Genomic DNA, 16211 nt, shown 5'->3' with positions numbered 1-16211 from the left:
ACCACGTGACGCCCCCGCTCCCGGAGCCCGCCGGGAGCGGGGGCGTCCGTCGTCGGCGGCGTCCTCGGGGGCCGGCCCGCGCTCCGGATAATGATCGTCCTGTTGTCGGTGGGGCCCGGTACGCTCGAAAGCACGATGACAGAGGACCTCTCACCGGCCGAGCGGTACGCGGCAGCCCGCAGGCGGGCTGCCGAGCAGGCCACCGCGCTCGCCTCCTTCCGCGAGATGTACGACTTCGGCCTCGACCCCTTCCAGATCGAGGCCTGTCAGGCCCTCGAAGCGGGGAAGGGTGTGCTGGTCGCCGCCCCCACGGGCTCGGGCAAGACGATCGTGGGCGAGTTCGCCGTCCACCTCGCCCTCCGGCAGGGCAAGAAGTGCTTCTACACGACCCCCATCAAGGCCCTGTCGAACCAGAAGTACGCGGACCTGTCCCGGCGCTACGGCGCCGACAAGGTCGGCCTGCTCACCGGCGACAACAGCGTGAACTCCGACGCCCCCGTGGTCGTGATGACCACCGAGGTGCTGCGCAACATGCTGTACGCCGGCTCGCGGACCCTCCTCGGTCTCGGCCACGTGGTCATGGACGAGGTGCACTACCTCTCCGACCGCTTCCGCGGCGCAGTCTGGGAGGAAGTGATCATCCACCTCCCCGAGTCGGTCACCCTGGTCTCGCTCTCCGCGACCGTGTCCAACGCCGAGGAGTTCGGTGACTGGCTGGACACCGTCCGCGGGGACACCGAGGTGATCGTCTCCGAGCACCGGCCCGTGCCGCTGTTCCAGCACGTGCTCGCCGGCCGCCGGATGTACGACCTGTTCGAGGAGGGCGAGGGCCACAAGAAGGCCGTCAACCCCGACCTCGTCCGCCTGGCCCGGATGGAGGCGACGCGGCCGTCCTTCCAGGACCGCAGGCGCGGCCGGTCGATGCGCGAGGCGGACCGCGAGCGGGAGCGCCGGCAGCGCTCGCGGGTGTGGACGCCGAGCCGTCCCGAGGTCATCGAGCGCCTGGACTCCGAGGGCCTGCTCCCGGCCATCACCTTCATCTTCAGCCGTGCCGCCTGCGAGGCCGCCGTCCAGCAGTGCCTGCACGCCGGCCTCCGGCTCAACGACGAGGACGCGCGGGAGCGGGTGCGCGCCCTGGTCGCGGAGCGCACCGCCTCGATCCCGCCGGAGGACCTGCACGTCCTCGGCTACTACGAGTGGCTGGAGGGGCTGGAGCGGGGCATCGCCGCCCATCACGCGGGCATGCTGCCGACCTTCAAGGAGGTGGTGGAGGAGCTGTTCGTGCGCGGCCTGGTCAAGGCCGTCTTCGCCACCGAGACCCTCGCGCTGGGCATCAACATGCCGGCCCGCTCGGTGGTGCTGGAGAAGCTCGTCAAGTGGAACGGCGAGCAGCACGCCGACATCACGCCCGGTGAGTTCACCCAGCTGACCGGCCGGGCCGGCCGCCGCGGCATCGACGTGGAGGGCCACGCGGTCGTCCTGTGGCAGCGCGGCATGAGCCCCGAGCACCTCGCCGGTCTCGCGGGCACCCGCACCTATCCGCTGCGCTCCAGCTTCAAGCCGTCGTACAACATGGCGGTCAACCTGGTCGAGCAGTTCGGCCGGCACCGCTCGCGCGAACTGCTGGAGACCTCCTTCGCGCAGTTCCAGGCGGACAAGTCGGTCGTCGGCATCTCGCGGCAGGTGCAGCGCAACGAGGAGGGCCTGGAGGGCTACAAGGCCTCCATGACCTGCCACCTGGGCGACTTCGAGGAGTACGCGCGACTGCGCCGCGAACTGAAGGACCGGGAGACGGAGCTGGCCCGGCAGGGCGCCAGCCAGCGGCGCGCCGAGGCCGCCGTCGCCCTGGAGAAGCTCAAGGCCGGTGACGTCATCCACGTGCCGACGGGCAAGTACGCGGGTCTGGCCCTGGTACTGGATCCCGGTCTGCCCGCCGGCCGCGTCGGCGGCCACCGCGGTTTCGAGCACCAGGACGGCCCGCGTCCGCTCGTGCTGACGGCCGAGCGGCAGGTCAAGCGACTGGCCTCGATGGACTTCCCGGTGCCGGTGGAGCCGCTGGACCGGATGCGCATCCCCAAGTCCTTCAACCCCCGTTCGCCGCAGTCCCGTCGGGACCTGGCCTCCGCGCTGCGCACCAAGGCGGGGCACATCCCGCCGGAGCGGGCGCGCAAGCAGCGGTCGCAGGCCGCCGACGACCGCGAGATCGCGCGGCTGCGCACGGCGATCCGCGCGCATCCCTGCCACGGCTGCAACGACCGTGAGGACCACGCCCGCTGGGCCGAGCGCTACCACCGACTGCTGCGCGACACCTCGCAGCTGGAGCGGCGCATCGAGGGCCGCACGAACACGATTGCGCGCACCTTCGACCGGATCGTGGCGCTGCTGACCGAGCTGGACTACCTGCGCGGTGACGAGGTCACCGAGCACGGCAAGCGGCTGGCCCGGCTCTACGGCGAACTCGACCTGCTGGCCAGCGAGTGCCTGCGCGAGCGCGTCTGGGAGGGGCTCAGCCCCGCCGAACTGGCCGCGTGCGTCTCGGCGTTGGTCTACGAGGCGCGAGTGGGAGACGACGCGCTGGCGCCGAGGCTGCCGTCGGGCGGGGCGAAGGCCGCGCTCGGTGACATGGTCCGGATCTGGGGGCGGCTCGACGCCCTGGAGGAGGAGTTCCGGATCAGCCAGACCGAGGGGGTCGGCCAGCGGGAGCCGGACCTCGGGTTCGCCTGGGCGGCGTACATGTGGGCGACGGGCAACGGGCTCGACGAGGTGCTGCGCGAGGCGGACATGCCCGCCGGTGACTTCGTGCGGTGGTGCAAGCAGGTCATCGACGTCCTGGGGCAGATCTCGGCGGCGGCGCCCGCGGAGGGGTCGACGGTGGCGAAGAACGCGCGCAAGGCCGTGGACCTGCTGCTGCGCGGCGTGGTGGCCTACTCGTCCGTGGGCTGATCCGTACGCCCGTCGGGTGTGGGCGCCTCCTGGCCGGGCGCCGGGGCTCCCACACCCGCCGGGTCCGCCGGGTCCATCGGGCCGTCGGTCGGGGGCGACTCACAGGGCGGTTCACTCCTCAGGGTGACTGACATTCGCATGCCTGTTCGTCGATACGTAGAGTGTTCGAACAACTGCACAGTGTGTAAATGGCTCTGAGCGTACTCCTGTCACAGCGGCGATTTCAGATGCTTGCCGAAGGGGACGCGGCGATGATCCGGTCGGACTAAGCTCGCCCGAGGCGCACCGGGTTGAGGTGATTCGTGCGCCTGTTCCCTTTATGCGAATCAGATTCCGATCGTCCGTGTACCTTCCCCCCGCAAGTCCACCCGACACCCAGCCGACTCATCTCGGAAGGCATCCATGGTGAGTGTTCAGAAGCCTCCCGGCGGCCGTGAACGTCCCTGTGCCCGCGTGCTGCTGGCGCCGGCCATAGCGATGGCCGCCGCGGCCGGGGCCGCCGTCGCCCTGGTACCGCCCACGGCCCGGCTCGCCGTCGGCGTGTGCGGAACGCTGGCCGTGCTGCTGGTCCTCGGCGCGGCCGGGGAGGCGGTCCGCCGCGGCCGCCGCCTGCGCCGAGCGCAGGCCGAACACGCCCGTCACGCCGCGTACCTGGAGCAGCGGATCGCCGCCCACGACGCGGTCGTGGACCGCCTCATCACCGACATCCTGCCCACCGGTTTCTACCGGTTGCGCCGCGGCGAGGCGCTCCGCGACACCCTGACCAACATCTACGACGCGGACCCCGGGCTGCGCGGCCTGCCCGAGAGCTACCGCGAACTGGCGCGCGTCGCCTGGCGCGGCGCCGACCACGAGATCTCGATGCGCGACGCCACGGAACGCTCCTTCGTGAGCATCGCCCGCCGCGTCCAGGCCATCGTCCATCAGCAGGCCAAGGAACTGAGGGAGATGGAGGAGGACCACGGCCGCAATCCCGAGGTCTTCGACGACCTGCTGCGCATCGACCACGGCACCTCGCTGATCGGCCGGCTCGCCGACACCATCTCGGTCCTCGGCGGCGGCCGGCCGGGCCGTCAGTGGCCCCTGCCGGTCTCCCTCTACAGCGTGCTGCGCGGCGCCATGTCCCGCATCCTGGAGTACCGCCGGATCGAACTCAGCTCCATCGTCACCATCAACATCAAGGGCACCGCGGTGGAGCCGGTCCTGCACGCCGCCGCCGAACTCCTCGACAACGCCACCCGTTACTCGCCGCCCTCGACCAAGGTGCACGTCACCGCCACCGAGGTGCAGTCCGGTGTCGTCATCGAGATCGAGGACGCGGGCGTCAGCCTCAGCGAGGAGTCCCGCGCCCGGATCGAGCAGGCGATCGAGGACGCGAAGAACAACGACGACGCGGACAACCTCGGCGAGAACCCGCGCCTCGGCCTCGCAGTCGTGGGCCGCCTGTGCAAGCAGTTCGACATGGACGTCTCGCTGCGCTCCTCCGCCTACGGCGGTGTCCGCGCGATCCTCATCGTGCCGCGGGTGATGACGACCACCGAGCCCGGCGTCGGCGCCGCGCACGGCATCGGCGCGACCGGCATCCCCAAGCCCGAACTCGGCGCGGTCGAGGGCCCCAAGCGGCCGCCCAAGAAGCGCCGCCCGACCAGCCCCAAGATCCCCGCGGGCATCTCCATGGAGGACGACGTCCCCGAGGTCACCGAGTGGACCGCGGGCGGTCTGCCGCAGCGCCGCAGCCGGATGAAGACCCCGATCGGCCAGCGGTTCGCGGAGCAGGCCGCCGCCGACCGCGCCGAGCGCGAGGGCAGGCCGACCATCTGGTCCCAGAGCAGGCCGGAACCCGAGCCGGAGATCGACCCCGAGCGCAAGAAGCTCATGGACCGGCCGCCGGGCATGTGGATGGAGGCGTTCTGGGACGGTCTGCGCAAGGGCATGCCGGCGGACGCCACCGCCTCGGAACTGACCGACTTCACGCTCCACCCGACCAAGTACCTGCATCTGCTCAACGATCCGGCCGATCCCGCCGAGGGCGCCACCGAGGCCGACGACGAGGGGACCCTCAAGTGATCCAGCAGCGAGCGAACCTGGACTGGATGCTCAAGCAGCTGAACGACGGTGTGCCGGGCATCGAGATGATCGTGGTCCTCTCCGCCGACGGGCTGCGCATCGCCCGCTACGGCGGCGACCCCGACGCCGCCGACCGGGTGGCCGCCGCCTGCGCGGGCGTCCAGAGCCTGGCCGGTGCCATCATCCAGGAGATCCCGGGCGCCGGTGACATGAAGGTCGTCGTCTTCGAGATCGACGGCGGCTATTTCTACCTGATGAACGCGGGCGCCAACGCCTACCTCGCCGTGCTCGCCGACGTGACCTGCGAACCGGGGCGGATGAGCGGCATGATGCGCGACCTCGTCGTCCGGATCGGGGCGCACCTGACCAGTCCACCCCGGCGCAACGGACAGGCCGTATGACCCCTCCACGACGCAAACGGCGCCGGCCGCAGCCGGAGGCGCCCCCACCGGCTCCGCCGGCCGGCGGTAAGGAGACGCGCCGGAACCCCGAGCGGCTGTACACCGTCGCGGGGTCCGCCGACGGCGCCCGCGCCGAACTCGACCTGGTGACGCTGATCGTGGCGCGCTCCTCGCCGCAGCCGTCCGCCTCGCCGGAGCAGGCGGCCGTGCTCCGGCTGTGCGCCGCACCGCTGTCGGTGGCCGAACTCTCCGCCTATCTCCAGCTGCCGTTCAGCGCGATGACCGTGCTGATCACGGAGCTGATCGGGGCGGAGCTGGTGCAGGCGCGCGCCCCCCTCGTCCGCCGGTCGGTACCCGACCGTTCACTCCTCGAAGCGGTGATGCATGGACTCCAACGGCTCTGACACGATCCCCGGCCCGCGCACCGAGGACCAGCTGCCGCTCACGGCCCAGGCCGCGGTGAAGATCGTGATCGTGGGCGGCTTCGGTGTCGGCAAGACCACCATGGTCGGCTCGGTCAGCGAGATCAGGCCGCTGACCACCGAGGAGACCATGACCCAGGCCGGTATCGGCGTGGACGACGACTACGGCTCCGACTCCAAGACGGCCACCACCGTCGCCATGGACTTCGGCCGGATCAGCATCACCGAGCAACTGGTGCTCTACCTGTTCGGCACCCCCGGCCAGGAGCGTTTCTGGTTCCTGTGGAACGGCCTGTTCGAAGGCGCCCTCGGCGCGGTCGTCCTGGTCGACACCCGGCGCCTGGAGGTCAGTTTCGACGTGATGGGCCGGCTGGAGGAGCGCGGCGTGCCCTTCGTCGTCGCCGTCAACTCCTTCCCGGACGCCCCCCGTCACCCGGTCGAGGACCTGCGCGCCGCGCTGGACCTGCCGCCGGCGGTCCCGATCGTCGACTGCGACGTGCGCCGCCGGGCCTCCAGCCGGGACGTGCTGATGACCCTCATGCGTTTCCTGCACTCCCTCGCCCTCTCCGGCGCCCGCACCTGACCCGCCACCGACCGATCCCCCCGCCACCATCCGTTCCGGAGCGACACCGTGACGTCTGAAACCCCATCACCGACCGGCACAGACCCCGCGTCCGGCCCACCGCCGGGCTGCCCGGCGCACGGCCTCGGCCCCGGGGGGCTGCACCGGCTGTACGGCCCCGACGCCGAGGACCTGGACGGCCTCTACGAGCGCCTGCGCGAGCAGCACGGCGCCGTGGCCCCCGTGCTGCTGCCCGACGACGTACCCATGTGGGTGGTGCTGGGGCACGCCGAGAACCTCCAGCTGGTGCGCAGCCCCTCGCAGTTCACCCGGGACAGCCGCATCTGGACCCCGCTGCTGGACGGCACGGTCAAGCCCGACCACCCCCTCATGCCGCACATCGCCTGGCAGCCCATCTGCTCGCACGCCGAGGGGGACGAGCACCAGCGGCTGCGCGCGGCGGTCACCGCGGCCATGGCCACCATCGACCACCGCAGCGTCCGCCGCCACATCGGGCGCCACACCCAGGCCCTGGTCAACGGCTTCTGCGAGCGGGGCCGGGCCGATCTGGTCACCCAGTTCGCCGAGCACCTGCCGATGGCCGTGATGTGCGAGGTCCTCGGCATGCCCGAGGAGTACGACGACCGGATGGTGCACGCCGCGCGGGACGCCCTCAAGGGCACCGAGACCGCCATCCGGAGCCACCGGTACGTGATGGACGCCCTCGGCCGGCTCACCGCCCGGCGCCGCGCCCGGCCCGAGGACGACTTCACCACCCACCTCATCGGCCACCCGGCCGGGCTCACCGACGACGAGGTCCGCGAACACCTGCGGCTCGTCCTCTTCGCGGCCTACGAGGCCACCGCCAACCTCCTCGCCAACGCGCTGCGCATGGTCCTGACCGAGCCGGGCTTCCGCGCCCAGCTCAACGGCGGCCAGATGACCGTGCCGGAGGCGATCGAGCAGTCGCTGTGGGACGAACCGCCGTTCAGCACCGTCTTCGGTTACTACGCCAAGCAGGACACCGAGCTGGGCGGCCGGCGCATCCGCAGGGGCGACGGGCTGCTGTTCGCGCCCGCGCCGGGCAACCTCGACCCGCGGATCCGTCCCGACCTGTCCGCCGGCATGCAGGGCAACCGGTCCCACCTGGCGTTCGGCGGCGGACCGCACGAGTGCCCGGGCCAGGACATCGGCCGCGCCATCGCCGACGTCGGCGTCGACGCGCTGCTGACGCGGCTCTCCGACATCCAGCTGGACTGCGCGGAGGAGGAGCTGCGCTGGCGGTCGTCCATCGCGTCGCGGCACCTGGTGGCCCTGCCGGTGCGGTTCGAGCCGAAGCCGCAGCAGGACGTGGAGATGCCGCCCCGGCCGGTGGCGGTACCCGCGCAGCGCTCCGCGTGGCGGATCGGCGCCCTGGGCGGCGACCCGGCCCCGGCCGCCGCGCCCCGGCCGGTGGCCCCTCGTCCGCCCCAGGTCCCGGTTCCGCCGCCGGTGCCCGCCGAGCCGTCCCGCCCGCCGGGTGCCTGGCGCCGGCTGCTGGCCTGGTGGCGGGGCGAGTGACGGCCGCCGTCCCCGGTCAGCGGCCGGCGGCCCACGCCTCGTACGACGTCCAGGCGGCCAGTGCGCGTCCGGTGACGAACCTGTGTTCGGTGCCGGTGACCGGGTCGGTGAACTCCAGCCGGGCGGCGAGCAGCTGGAGCGGCCGGCGGAAGTCGCCGGCCGGCACCGGGGCGGTCACCTCGGGGTAGAGCGGGTCGCCGAGGACGGGCACGCCCAGGGCGCTCAGGTGGACCCGCAGCTGGTGGGTCTGCCCGGTCGCCGGGAAGAGCCGGTACCGGGCCAGTCCGTCCCGGTGCCCGGCGAGCTCCACCCGCGTCTCGGCGTTCGGGTCGCCCGGCACCTCCCGGGCGGCCGGTACCCCGCGCTCCTTGACGATCCTGCTGCGTACGGTGCGGGGCAGGGCCAGCGCGGGGTCGTACGGCGCGACCGCCTCGTACTCCTTGCGCACCCGCCGGTCGCGGAACAGCGTCTGGTAGGCGCCCCGTTCCCCGGGCCGCACGGTGAACAGCACCAGGCCCGCGGTGAGCCGGTCCAGGCGGTGCGCCGCCGTCAGCGTCGGGATGTCCAGCTCGCGCCGGAGCCGGGCCAGCGCGGTCTCGGCGACGTGCGAGCCGCGGGGGGTGGTGGCCAGGAAGTGCGGCTTGTCGGCCACCACGATGTGCTCGTCCCGGTGGACCACCTTCACCGGGAACGGCACGGGCACCTCGGCGGGCAGCTCGCGGTGGAACCACACGAACGCCCCGGGCCGGTACGGCGCCCCCGGGGGGACGGGCCGTCCGTCGGCGCCGACCACCAGCCCCGCGTCGAACATCGACGCGACGACCCCGGGCCCGGCGCCGGTGAGCCGCTCCACCAGGTGTTCCCGTACGGTCGCCCAGGTGCCGTCCACGGGCAGCCTCACCCGTACGGGGTCCACTCCGTGGCGCTGGGGGAGCGGTGCGGGCGGGGGCGGCGTACGGCGTCTCACCGGGCCAAGGGTACGGGGGCGGTCACCGGGGGGTCGCGGTAATCGGCTGGGCCACCGGCCGCGGGATCGGCAGGATGGGGATCATGCCTTTCCTCAGCGAACCCGTCCTGTTCCCCGGGGCTCTCGCCCGCATCCCCCAGCCCGCCCTCACCACCGGTGACGGCCTGGTCCTGCGCCCGTGGCGGGACGAGGACGCGCCCGCCGTGCACGAGGCCTTCCAGGACCCGGCGATGCACCAGTGGCACATCAGGTCCTGCGCCTCGGTGGAGGAGGCCGCGGACTGGATCACACGGTGGCGCAAGGGGTGGGAGGCCGAGCGGGACGCCCAGTGGGCCGTGGCGGACGGGACCACGGACGAGCTGCTGGGCCGGGTCGGACTGCGCCAGATCCTGCTCGGGGACGGCGCCGCCGAGGTCGCGTACTGGACGGTGGCGCGGGCGCGCGGCCGGGGGATCGCCGCGCGTGCCACGTCCGCGCTGGCCCACTGGGCCTTCGAGGAGATCGGCTTCCACCGGCTGGAGCTGACCCACGCCCTCGCCAACGAGGCGTCCTGCCGCGTGGCCGTCAAGGCCGGTTTCGCCCCGGAGGGCGTCAAGCGCAGTGCCCTCCTGCACCCGGACGGCTGGCACGACATGCACCTGCACGCGCGGGTGCGGGGCGACGGCTGACGGGACCGGCGGCTCGGCGGCCCGGCCCGTGTCCGCCGGCTCCGCTCAGGCCGCCGTGGCCGTGCCCTCCTGCTCGGCCTCGATGCGGGCGTTCCAATCCCGCTTGGAGGCCTGCCAGCCGTCCTCGTTGTGGCCGAGGCGCCAGTAGCCGGAGATCGACAGGTCCTCGCGCGGGAGCTGGCGTTCGACGCGCAGCAGCCGGCGCAGCTCCTTGACGAACCCCGCCTCGCCGTGGACGAACGCCTGCGGCCGGCCCTCCGGGAAGCCGAGTCCGCGGACGGCCTCCAGCAGGGCCTCGCCGACGGGCCGGTCCCCGCGGTGCAGCCAGACGACCGGCACCTCGGTGTCGATCTTCTGTTCCTCCTCGGGGCCGGACACCTCGACGAAGGCGTGCGCACGGGCGCCGGCGGGCAGTGACTCCAGGGCGCGGGCGATCGCGGGCAGGGCGCTCTCGTCACCGGCGAACAGGTGCCAGCCGGCCTCCGGGTCGGGCGCGTAGGCGCCGCCGGGACCCATGAAGCGGACGCTCTCGCCGGGCCGCACGCGGGCGGCCCATGGGCCGGCCAGGCCCTCGTCGCCGTGGATCACGAAGTCGAGGGTCAGCTCCCGCTGTTCGGGGTCCCAGGCGCGCACGGTGTACGTCCGGGTCACCGGCCACTGCTCGCGCGGGAACTCGGCGCGGATCCGTTCCAGGTCGAAGGGCTCGGGGTAGGTGACGCCGGGGGCGCCGAACAGCAGCTTCACGTAGTGGTCGGTGCAGGTGTCCGCGGGGAAACCGGCGAGGCCCTCGCCGCCGAGCACCACACGCTGCATGTGCGGGGTCAGTCGTTCGGTCCGTACCACCTGGGCGGTATGGGGCTTGCGCGGCTTTCGTCCGGGACGTTCTGCCATCACGGCCTCCTGCATATTGGTTAGGTATGCCTAAGTTAACACTCGCCTTCCGTGAACACCCCGTCCCCGGGGGCGCGATGGGAGCCCTTTGCCGAGATATTCCGGTCAGGTCCCCGTCAAGGACGCTCCGCCAGGGTGGTCAGCAGCCGCTGGAGGGAGCCGCCCAGACCCCAGCGCCGCGCCAGCTCCTCCAGTGCCGCCGGGTCGCGCGGGGAGCGCGGCAGGGCGGTGTCGACGTCCGGCAGCGGCACGTCGGCGGCCACCCGCACCACCTTCGGCGCGACCGCGAGGTACGGCCGGGCCTCGGTGAGCCGCCTGCGCTGCGACGGCGTGAGCCGCGTCCGGGGATCGTCGACCGCCGCGACGATCCCGGCCAGGTCGCCGAACTCGGCGAGCAGCTTGGCGGCCGTCTTCTCGCCGATGCCGGCCACGCCCGGCAGGCCGTCGCTCGGGTCGCCGCGCAGCAGCGCCAGGTCCGCGTACCCCCGGCCGTCGACGCCATACTTCTCCCGCAGCACCGCCTCGTCGGTCAGCTGGAGCGTGCCGACGCCCTTCAGCGGGTACAGCACCCGGATCCCGCGTCCGTCGTCCACCAGCTGGTACAGATCGCGGTCGCCCGTGACGATGTCCACCGGTTCCCCGGCGCGCGCGGTGAACGTGCCGATCACGTCGTCGGCCTCGTACCCGGCGACGCCGACGCGCGCGATCCCGACCGCGTCCAGCACCTCCTCGATGACCGGCACCTGCGGGGCGAGCGTGTCCGGCACCTCCTCCTCGTCCGGCGCGTCCGCGCGCTCCCCGGCGACCCGGTGCGCTTTGTAGGAGGGGATCAGCTCGACCCGCCAGCGCGGCCGCCAGTCGGCGTCCATGCAGGCCACCAACTGCTCCGGCCGGTGGTCGCGGACCAGCCGGTCGATGAAGTCCAGCAGTCCGCGCACCGCGTTGACGGGTGTGCCGTCCGGCGCCCGCACGGAGTCGGGGACGCCGAAGTAGGCGCGGAAGTACAGCGAGGCGGTGTCGAGGAGCATGAGTCGTCCGGTCACGCTCGCATCATGCCGTACGGCACCGACAGCGACCCGGCTCCGACGGCGCCACCGGCCACGGCAAGGATCAGGCCGATCGTCCGCCGGGACGGACGACGGCCCGCGCGGTGCGCCCGACCGGGCCGGTCGGCGTTCTCGGCACCACCGGGGCCGGGTCCCGGGCCGGTCGCGGCACGCGCGATACTGGCGCGAAAGGTGAGGGTGCGGGGTCACTGGCATGTCAGGGATGTGACAGCACGTGAAACGGTTTGCCGAACATGCGTAGGGTGCAGACAAGTCATCGGGAGAGGTGTGCCCCGCGGCGGGCACCCGGACAGCGGCACGACGAGTGAGGGAGGGAGCCGGAGCGATGGGCGACCACAAGGAGCAGCAGCCCGTGCGGGTGGGCGCGGCCGTCCGGCGGCGCCGCCGCGTGCTGGAGCTGACCCTCGCCGTCGTGGCCGAGCGCAGCGGTCTGTCGGTGCCCTTCCTCAGCCAGGTCGAGAACGACCGGGCCCGTCCGAGCCGCACCTCCCTGGAGAAGCTGGCCGACGCCCTGCGCACCACGGCCGTCGAACTCCTCGCCGCCGCCGATCCGGCGGCCAGCGTGGACGTGGTCCGCGCCGAGCAGGTCGCCGAGGGCGACTTCGACCCGAGGACCCGCTCCCTGGTGCGCGGCCACCACCAGCTGCACGCCTCCGAGTACACCGGCGATCACGACGCCGGCCGCGAGTTCCAGCACCGCAACGACGAGCTGATGTACGTCGCCGACGGCGCGGTGGAGATCGAGGCCGAGGGCCGGGCCTACCGGCTGGGCCGCGGCGACACCCTCTACCTGACCGGCGGGGTGCGGCACCGCTGGCGGGCCACCGTCCCGGACACCCGGGTCGTCGTGGTGGCGGTCGCCGAGCACATCGAGGCCGTCCAGGACCGGTCCCGCTAGGGTGCGGGCCGTCTCCCTCGTCCCGTCGCTGACGGAGGCGGTCGCCGTCACGCTCCCCGGGGTGCTGGCCGGCGCCACGGACTGGTGCGACCACCCGGCGGACCTGGACGTCGTCCGGATCGGCGGCACCAAGAACCCGGACGTGGACCGGATCGTCTCCCTGGCCCCCGACCTGGTGATCGCCAACGAGGAGGAGAACCGCGCCCCCGACCTGGCCGCCCTGCGCGCGGCGGGCCTGGAGGTGCTGGTCACCGAGGTGCGCACCGTGCCGCAGGCCCTCACCGAGCTGGACCGGGTGCTCACCGCGTGCGGCGCGCCCGCCCGGCCGGCCTGGCTGGCCGAGGCGGAGGCCGCGTGGGCGGCACCGCCGCGGCCGACGGAGCGCGTGACGGCGGTCGTACCCGTCTGGCGGCGCCCCTGGATGGTCCTCGGCCGGGACACCTTCGCCGGCGACGTCCTCGCCCGTCTGGGCGTGGACCACGTGTACACCGCGCACCCCGAGCGGTATCCCCGCCTCCCGCTGGACGAACTGCGCGCGGCCGGCCCGGACCTCGTCGTCCTGCCCGACGAGCCCTACCGCTTCACCCCCGACGACGGCCCCGAGGCCTTCCCCGGCCTGCCCTGCGCCCTGGTCAGCGGACGGCACCTGACCTGGTACGGCCCGTCACTGGCGCGGGCGCCGCGGGTGCTGGCCGCGGCCCTGCGAGCAGCTCGCCGCTGAGCAGGCCGCGCACGGTGCCGCGGGCCGCCGCGGCCCAGGCCGCCACCAGGACGGCGTACAGACCGGCGGCCGCGACGGCGTACCCGGCCAGACCGGTGTGCCGGGCCAGCGCCGCGGCGCCGGTGACGCAGGTGCCCACCGGGAAGGTGAACGCCCACCACGTCAGCGTGAACCGCATGCCGTGACGCCGGGCCCGCACCACGAGCGCGGTGGACAGCGCCAGCCACAGCAGCGCGAACCCCATGACCGGCACCCCGTACAGCACGGCGAAGACGGCGAGGCCACGGGCGTACGGGGCCGGCAGGACCCCCGGGGCGGCGTCCGCGACCAGCGCGACGGCGGTGGTGGACTGCCCGAGCGGGCCGAGGACGAGGAACAGGGCCGGGGTGAGCGCGGTCGGCGGCGGCCCGGCGGTGACCAGCCGCGCGAAGACCAGGGGGAGCATCAGCAGGACGGCCAGCAGGCTCATGCCGAACAGGGCGAAGCAGCCCAGCAGCAGGGTCGCGCGGGGCCCGCCGGGCGGCAGGTGCGGCACGAGCAGCGGACCGGCCGCCGCCGACACCATGGGCGCGACCAGCGGCAGCAACCACACCGGGGTGGCTTCGGCGGCCGTGGCACGGTGCCGTACGGCCATCAGGTACGGGACGGCCACGGCGGCCCCGAGCGCGGTCGCCGTACCGGCGGTGAACAGCACGGTGTCCAGGGCGACCGCGGCGCGCGTGCCGATCAGGCCCCGTCCGGCCGTCAGGGCACCGGCGCCGACCGCCAGCAGGGCCATCGCCAGGCAGCCGTAGAAGGGGGCCGTCGCGGGGTCGAGGAGGTGGGCGCGGGCCTGGTCCCGGTGGTGGGTCCAGTGCAGGGCCCGGGCGGCCAGCAGGGTCACCAGCAGGAGCAGGGAGAGCGCCCAGAAGGCCGCGAGGACGCCGTTCGGGACGTGCGCGGGGCCGGGCAGCGCGACACCGGCCGAGCCGACGACGGCGGTGCCCATGACACAGGCGTACCAGTTCGGGCCGAGGTGCCGGACCCCGGCGGCTCGGGGCAGGGGGAGGGGCTGGGCTGCGGTGACCATGCGTCCACGGTGCCGTCGCCGGCCGGCGCCGACCAGAGAGTCCCGCCCTATGAGGGCATAAGCTGCTCTTATGAGTGAGGTGGAGGGGCGGCAGGCGCGCACCGCGTCGCTGGCGCACCGGGTACCGGACCTGGCCGGGCTGGAGCTGCTGCTCGCCGTGGCGCGGCTGGGGAGCCTGGGGGCGGCGGCGCGCGAGGTGGGCATCACGCAGCCCGCCGCCAGCAGCCGGATCCGCTCCATGGAACGGCAGCTCGGGGTGGCCCTGGTCGACCGCTCGCCGCGCGGTTCGCGGCTCACCGACGCGGGCGCCCTGGTGACGGACTGGGCCCGCCGGGTGGTGGAGGCCGCGGCGGCCTTCGACGCGGGCGCGCGGGCGCTGCGGGACCGCCGGGACTCCCGGCTCAGGGTCGCGGCGAGCATGACCATCGCCGAGTACCTGCTGCCGGGCTGGCTCCTCGCGCTGCACGCCCAGCGGCCCGACACGGCCGTCTCCCTGCTCGCCGGGAACTCGGCCAGGGTCGCGGAACTGCTGCTGGCGGGCGAGGCCGACCTGGGCTTCGTGGAGGGCCTGACGACACCGGCGGGCCTGGACTCGACGGTGATCGCCCACGACCGGCTGATCGTCGTGACCGCTCCCGGCCATCCGTGGGCCCGTCGCAGGCGGCCGCTGACCGGGGAGGAACTGGCCGCCACCCCGCTCATCCTGCGCGAGCGCGGTTCGGGCACCCGTCAGGTCCTGGACACGGCCCTGGGCGGTCTGGCACGTCCGCTGATGGAGCTGTCGTCGACCACGGCGGTGAAGGCGTCCGCGGTCAGCGGGGCGGGCCCCTCGGTGCTCAGCGAACTGGCGGTGGGGGAGGAGCTGGCGACACGGCGGCTGGTGGGCATCCCGGTCCGGGACATCTCCCTGCGCCGGGACCTGCGGGCGGTCTGGCCCAAGGGACACCGACCGGCGGGCCCGGCCCGCGACCTCCTCACCCTGACCCGGACCTGACCCGGATCTGACGGGAAGACGCGGGAAGAGGCCGTGCGGATCGAGGACGTCACCCCCCGCCCGTCGCCGGGAGTGACCCTCGTCCCGGCCTCCGCGGTGCCTCCCGGGGCTCCTCACAACTGGGTGACGCCTCCGTCCACCACGAGTTCGGTGCCCGTGCTGAAGGTGGCGTCGAAGGCCAGGAACGCCACCGCCCGGGCGACTTCCTCCGGGGTTCCCATACGCCGCATGGGATTCTCCGCGACCTGTACCTCCTTGAACCGGTCGGCGGCCTCCTTGCCCAGGGCGCTCTCCAGGATTCCCGTGTCGACGGGACCGGGACTGATCGCGTTGACGCGGATGCCGCGCGGAAGGAGTTCACGGGAGAAGCTGCGGGCCATCGAGCGCAATGCCGCCTTGCCCGCCGCGTAGACGCTGATGTCCCGCATCCCGATGACGTTCGCCACCGAGGTGGTGAGGACCACGCCGGCGCCCGTGCTCAGCAGGGGGGCGAGTTTCTGCACGGTGAAGAAGGCGCCCTTGACGTTGATGTCGAACGACTTGTCGTACATCTCCTCGGTCGTCGACGCGAGCGGCGTGGTCCCGGTGATCCCGGCGTTGACGAACAGGGCGTCCACCGTGCCCAGTTCGTCCCGTACGTCGGCCGCCAGAGCGTCCAGGTCCGGCAGCGAGGCGACATCCCCGCGGACGGCCCGCGCCCGCTCGCCGAGCTGTTCCCTCGCGGCGTCGAGCGTGGCCTGGGAACGGCCGGTGATCACGACGCGTGCCCCGGCGTCGGCCAGCAGTTTCGCCGTGGCGAGACCGATGCCGCTGCTGCCGCCCGTGATCACCACGTTCTTGCCGCTGTACCTGTCGTCCATTTCCGGGCTCCCCATTTCCTCGTCCTCCTCGTTCCCGCGCCGGGAATTCGGCAGAGTTCTCGGCGATGCGTTCGTGCATCCCGGGAAACGAGGAGAGGCAAAGAAGAAATGTGGGCGGACG

The 16211-nt window shown here is 73.4% G+C and carries 15 protein-coding genes; 10 read left to right on the top strand and 5 right to left on the bottom strand.

What is annotated here, in order from left to right:
- The first annotated feature begins 90 nt into the window (after window positions 1-90).
- The 6 genes from ACIQVT_RS17435 to ACIQVT_RS17410 all read left to right on the top strand — a co-directional run bounded on the left by ACIQVT_RS17435 (window position 91) and on the right by ACIQVT_RS17410 (window position 7955).
- Entirely contained in the window at window positions 91-2943 is a 2853-nt protein-coding gene (locus tag ACIQVT_RS17435; protein WP_403753625.1) for a DEAD/DEAH box helicase, read from the top strand.
- A gap of 402 nt (window positions 2944-3345) precedes the next feature.
- A complete protein-coding gene (locus ACIQVT_RS17430; protein WP_403753623.1) occupies window positions 3346-5010 on the top strand; it encodes a sensor histidine kinase in 1665 nt (554 codons plus the stop codon).
- Window positions 5007-5411 (top strand): roadblock/LC7 domain-containing protein, encoded by a 405-nt coding sequence (locus ACIQVT_RS17425; RefSeq protein WP_356821672.1) that lies wholly within the window; start codon window positions 5007-5009, stop codon window positions 5409-5411. The genes ACIQVT_RS17430 and ACIQVT_RS17425 overlap by 4 nt, the downstream gene beginning before the upstream one ends.
- Entirely contained in the window at window positions 5408-5815 is a 408-nt protein-coding gene (locus ACIQVT_RS17420) for a DUF742 domain-containing protein (protein ID WP_403753620.1), read from the top strand. Before ACIQVT_RS17425 ends, ACIQVT_RS17420 begins: the two co-directional genes overlap by 4 nt.
- Complete coding sequence (locus ACIQVT_RS17415) at window positions 5796-6416, top strand: GTP-binding protein (protein WP_403753617.1); 621 nt, start codon at window positions 5796-5798, stop codon at window positions 6414-6416. The genes ACIQVT_RS17420 and ACIQVT_RS17415 overlap by 20 nt, the downstream gene beginning before the upstream one ends.
- 48 nt (window positions 6417-6464) lie before the next feature.
- A complete protein-coding gene (locus ACIQVT_RS17410) occupies window positions 6465-7955 on the top strand; it encodes a cytochrome P450 (RefSeq protein ID WP_403753614.1) in 1491 nt (496 codons plus the stop codon).
- Between the two features lie 16 nt (window positions 7956-7971).
- Here the strand turns inward: ACIQVT_RS17410 and ACIQVT_RS17405 are convergent, their stop codons facing one another.
- Window positions 7972-8922, bottom strand: coding sequence for a pseudouridine synthase (locus ACIQVT_RS17405; RefSeq protein ID WP_403753611.1), 951 nt, complete (start codon window positions 8920-8922; stop codon window positions 7972-7974).
- Window positions 8923-9005: 83 nt separating this feature from the next.
- Between ACIQVT_RS17405 and ACIQVT_RS17400 the strand changes: the two genes are divergently transcribed.
- The gene (locus ACIQVT_RS17400) at window positions 9006-9590 is read left to right on the top strand and encodes a GNAT family N-acetyltransferase (RefSeq protein ID WP_403753608.1); all 585 of its coding nucleotides are present in this window, start codon (window positions 9006-9008) and stop codon (window positions 9588-9590) included.
- Window positions 9591-9635: 45 nt separating this feature from the next.
- Here the strand turns inward: ACIQVT_RS17400 and ACIQVT_RS17395 are convergent, their stop codons facing one another.
- The gene (locus tag ACIQVT_RS17395; protein ID WP_403753605.1) at window positions 9636-10481 is read right to left on the bottom strand and encodes a siderophore-interacting protein; all 846 of its coding nucleotides are present in this window, start codon (window positions 10479-10481) and stop codon (window positions 9636-9638) included.
- 116 nt (window positions 10482-10597) lie between these two features.
- Window positions 10598-11524: a 5'-3' exonuclease H3TH domain-containing protein gene (locus ACIQVT_RS17390; RefSeq protein ID WP_403753602.1), complete on the bottom strand. Its 927-nt coding sequence runs from the start codon at window positions 11522-11524 to the stop codon at window positions 10598-10600.
- Between the two features lie 349 nt (window positions 11525-11873).
- On the opposite strand from ACIQVT_RS17390, the gene ACIQVT_RS17385 reads away from it, so the two are divergent.
- Together ACIQVT_RS17385 and ACIQVT_RS17380 are read left to right on the top strand one after the other, a co-directional pair.
- Window positions 11874-12446 carry a helix-turn-helix domain-containing protein gene (locus tag ACIQVT_RS17385; RefSeq protein ID WP_403753599.1) on the top strand — a complete coding sequence of 191 codons (573 nt, stop codon included), beginning with the start codon at window positions 11874-11876 and terminating at the stop codon, window positions 12444-12446.
- Window position 12447: 1 nt separating this feature from the next.
- Complete coding sequence (locus ACIQVT_RS17380; protein WP_403753596.1) at window positions 12448-13167, top strand: helical backbone metal receptor; 720 nt, start codon at window positions 12448-12450, stop codon at window positions 13165-13167.
- On the opposite strand, the gene ACIQVT_RS17375 is transcribed toward ACIQVT_RS17380, so the two are convergent.
- The gene (locus tag ACIQVT_RS17375) at window positions 13079-14236 is read right to left on the bottom strand and encodes a TDT family transporter (RefSeq protein ID WP_403753593.1); all 1158 of its coding nucleotides are present in this window, start codon (window positions 14234-14236) and stop codon (window positions 13079-13081) included. The genes ACIQVT_RS17380 and ACIQVT_RS17375 overlap by 89 nt on opposite strands.
- A 70-nt stretch (window positions 14237-14306) precedes the next feature.
- On the opposite strand from ACIQVT_RS17375, the gene ACIQVT_RS17370 reads away from it, so the two are divergent.
- Window positions 14307-15230: a LysR family transcriptional regulator gene (locus tag ACIQVT_RS17370; RefSeq protein WP_403753590.1), complete on the top strand. Its 924-nt coding sequence runs from the start codon at window positions 14307-14309 to the stop codon at window positions 15228-15230.
- A gap of 113 nt (window positions 15231-15343) precedes the next feature.
- Here the strand turns inward: ACIQVT_RS17370 and ACIQVT_RS17365 are convergent, their stop codons facing one another.
- The gene (locus ACIQVT_RS17365; protein WP_403753587.1) at window positions 15344-16090 is read right to left on the bottom strand and encodes an SDR family oxidoreductase; all 747 of its coding nucleotides are present in this window, start codon (window positions 16088-16090) and stop codon (window positions 15344-15346) included.
- Window positions 16091-16211: the final 121 nt, after the last annotated feature.

Origin of the sequence: Streptomyces sp. NPDC100445 (assembly GCF_044759735.1) — a bacterium.
In the GTDB taxonomy this organism is placed as follows: domain Bacteria; phylum Actinomycetota; class Actinomycetes; order Streptomycetales; family Streptomycetaceae; genus Streptomyces.
Note: the sequence above shows the minus strand (reverse complement) of the source record. Positions and strands in the feature narration are given on the sequence as shown.

Bases quoted from the DNA above. Each gene is read 5' to 3' on its own strand.
- ACIQVT_RS17430 (WP_403753623.1), top strand. From the start codon at position 3,346: ATGGTGAGTGTTCAGAAGCCTCCCGGCGGCCGTGAACGTCCCTGTGCC.
- ACIQVT_RS17400 (WP_403753608.1), top strand. From the start codon at position 9,006: ATGCCTTTCCTCAGCGAACCCGTCCTGTTCCCCGGGGCTCTCGCCCGC.
- ACIQVT_RS17365 (WP_403753587.1), bottom strand. From the start codon at position 16,090: ATGGACGACAGGTACAGCGGCAAGAACGTGGTGATCACGGGCGGCAGC.
- ACIQVT_RS17415 (WP_403753617.1), top strand. From the start codon at position 5,796: ATGGACTCCAACGGCTCTGACACGATCCCCGGCCCGCGCACCGAGGAC.
- ACIQVT_RS17385 (WP_403753599.1), top strand. From the start codon at position 11,874: ATGGGCGACCACAAGGAGCAGCAGCCCGTGCGGGTGGGCGCGGCCGTC.
- ACIQVT_RS17370 (WP_403753590.1), top strand. From the start codon at position 14,307: ATGAGTGAGGTGGAGGGGCGGCAGGCGCGCACCGCGTCGCTGGCGCAC.
- ACIQVT_RS17435 (WP_403753625.1), top strand. From the start codon at position 91: ATGATCGTCCTGTTGTCGGTGGGGCCCGGTACGCTCGAAAGCACGATG.
- ACIQVT_RS17375 (WP_403753593.1), bottom strand. From the start codon at position 14,236: ATGGTCACCGCAGCCCAGCCCCTCCCCCTGCCCCGAGCCGCCGGGGTC.
- ACIQVT_RS17420 (WP_403753620.1), top strand. From the start codon at position 5,408: ATGACCCCTCCACGACGCAAACGGCGCCGGCCGCAGCCGGAGGCGCCC.
- ACIQVT_RS17395 (WP_403753605.1), bottom strand. From the start codon at position 10,481: ATGGCAGAACGTCCCGGACGAAAGCCGCGCAAGCCCCATACCGCCCAG.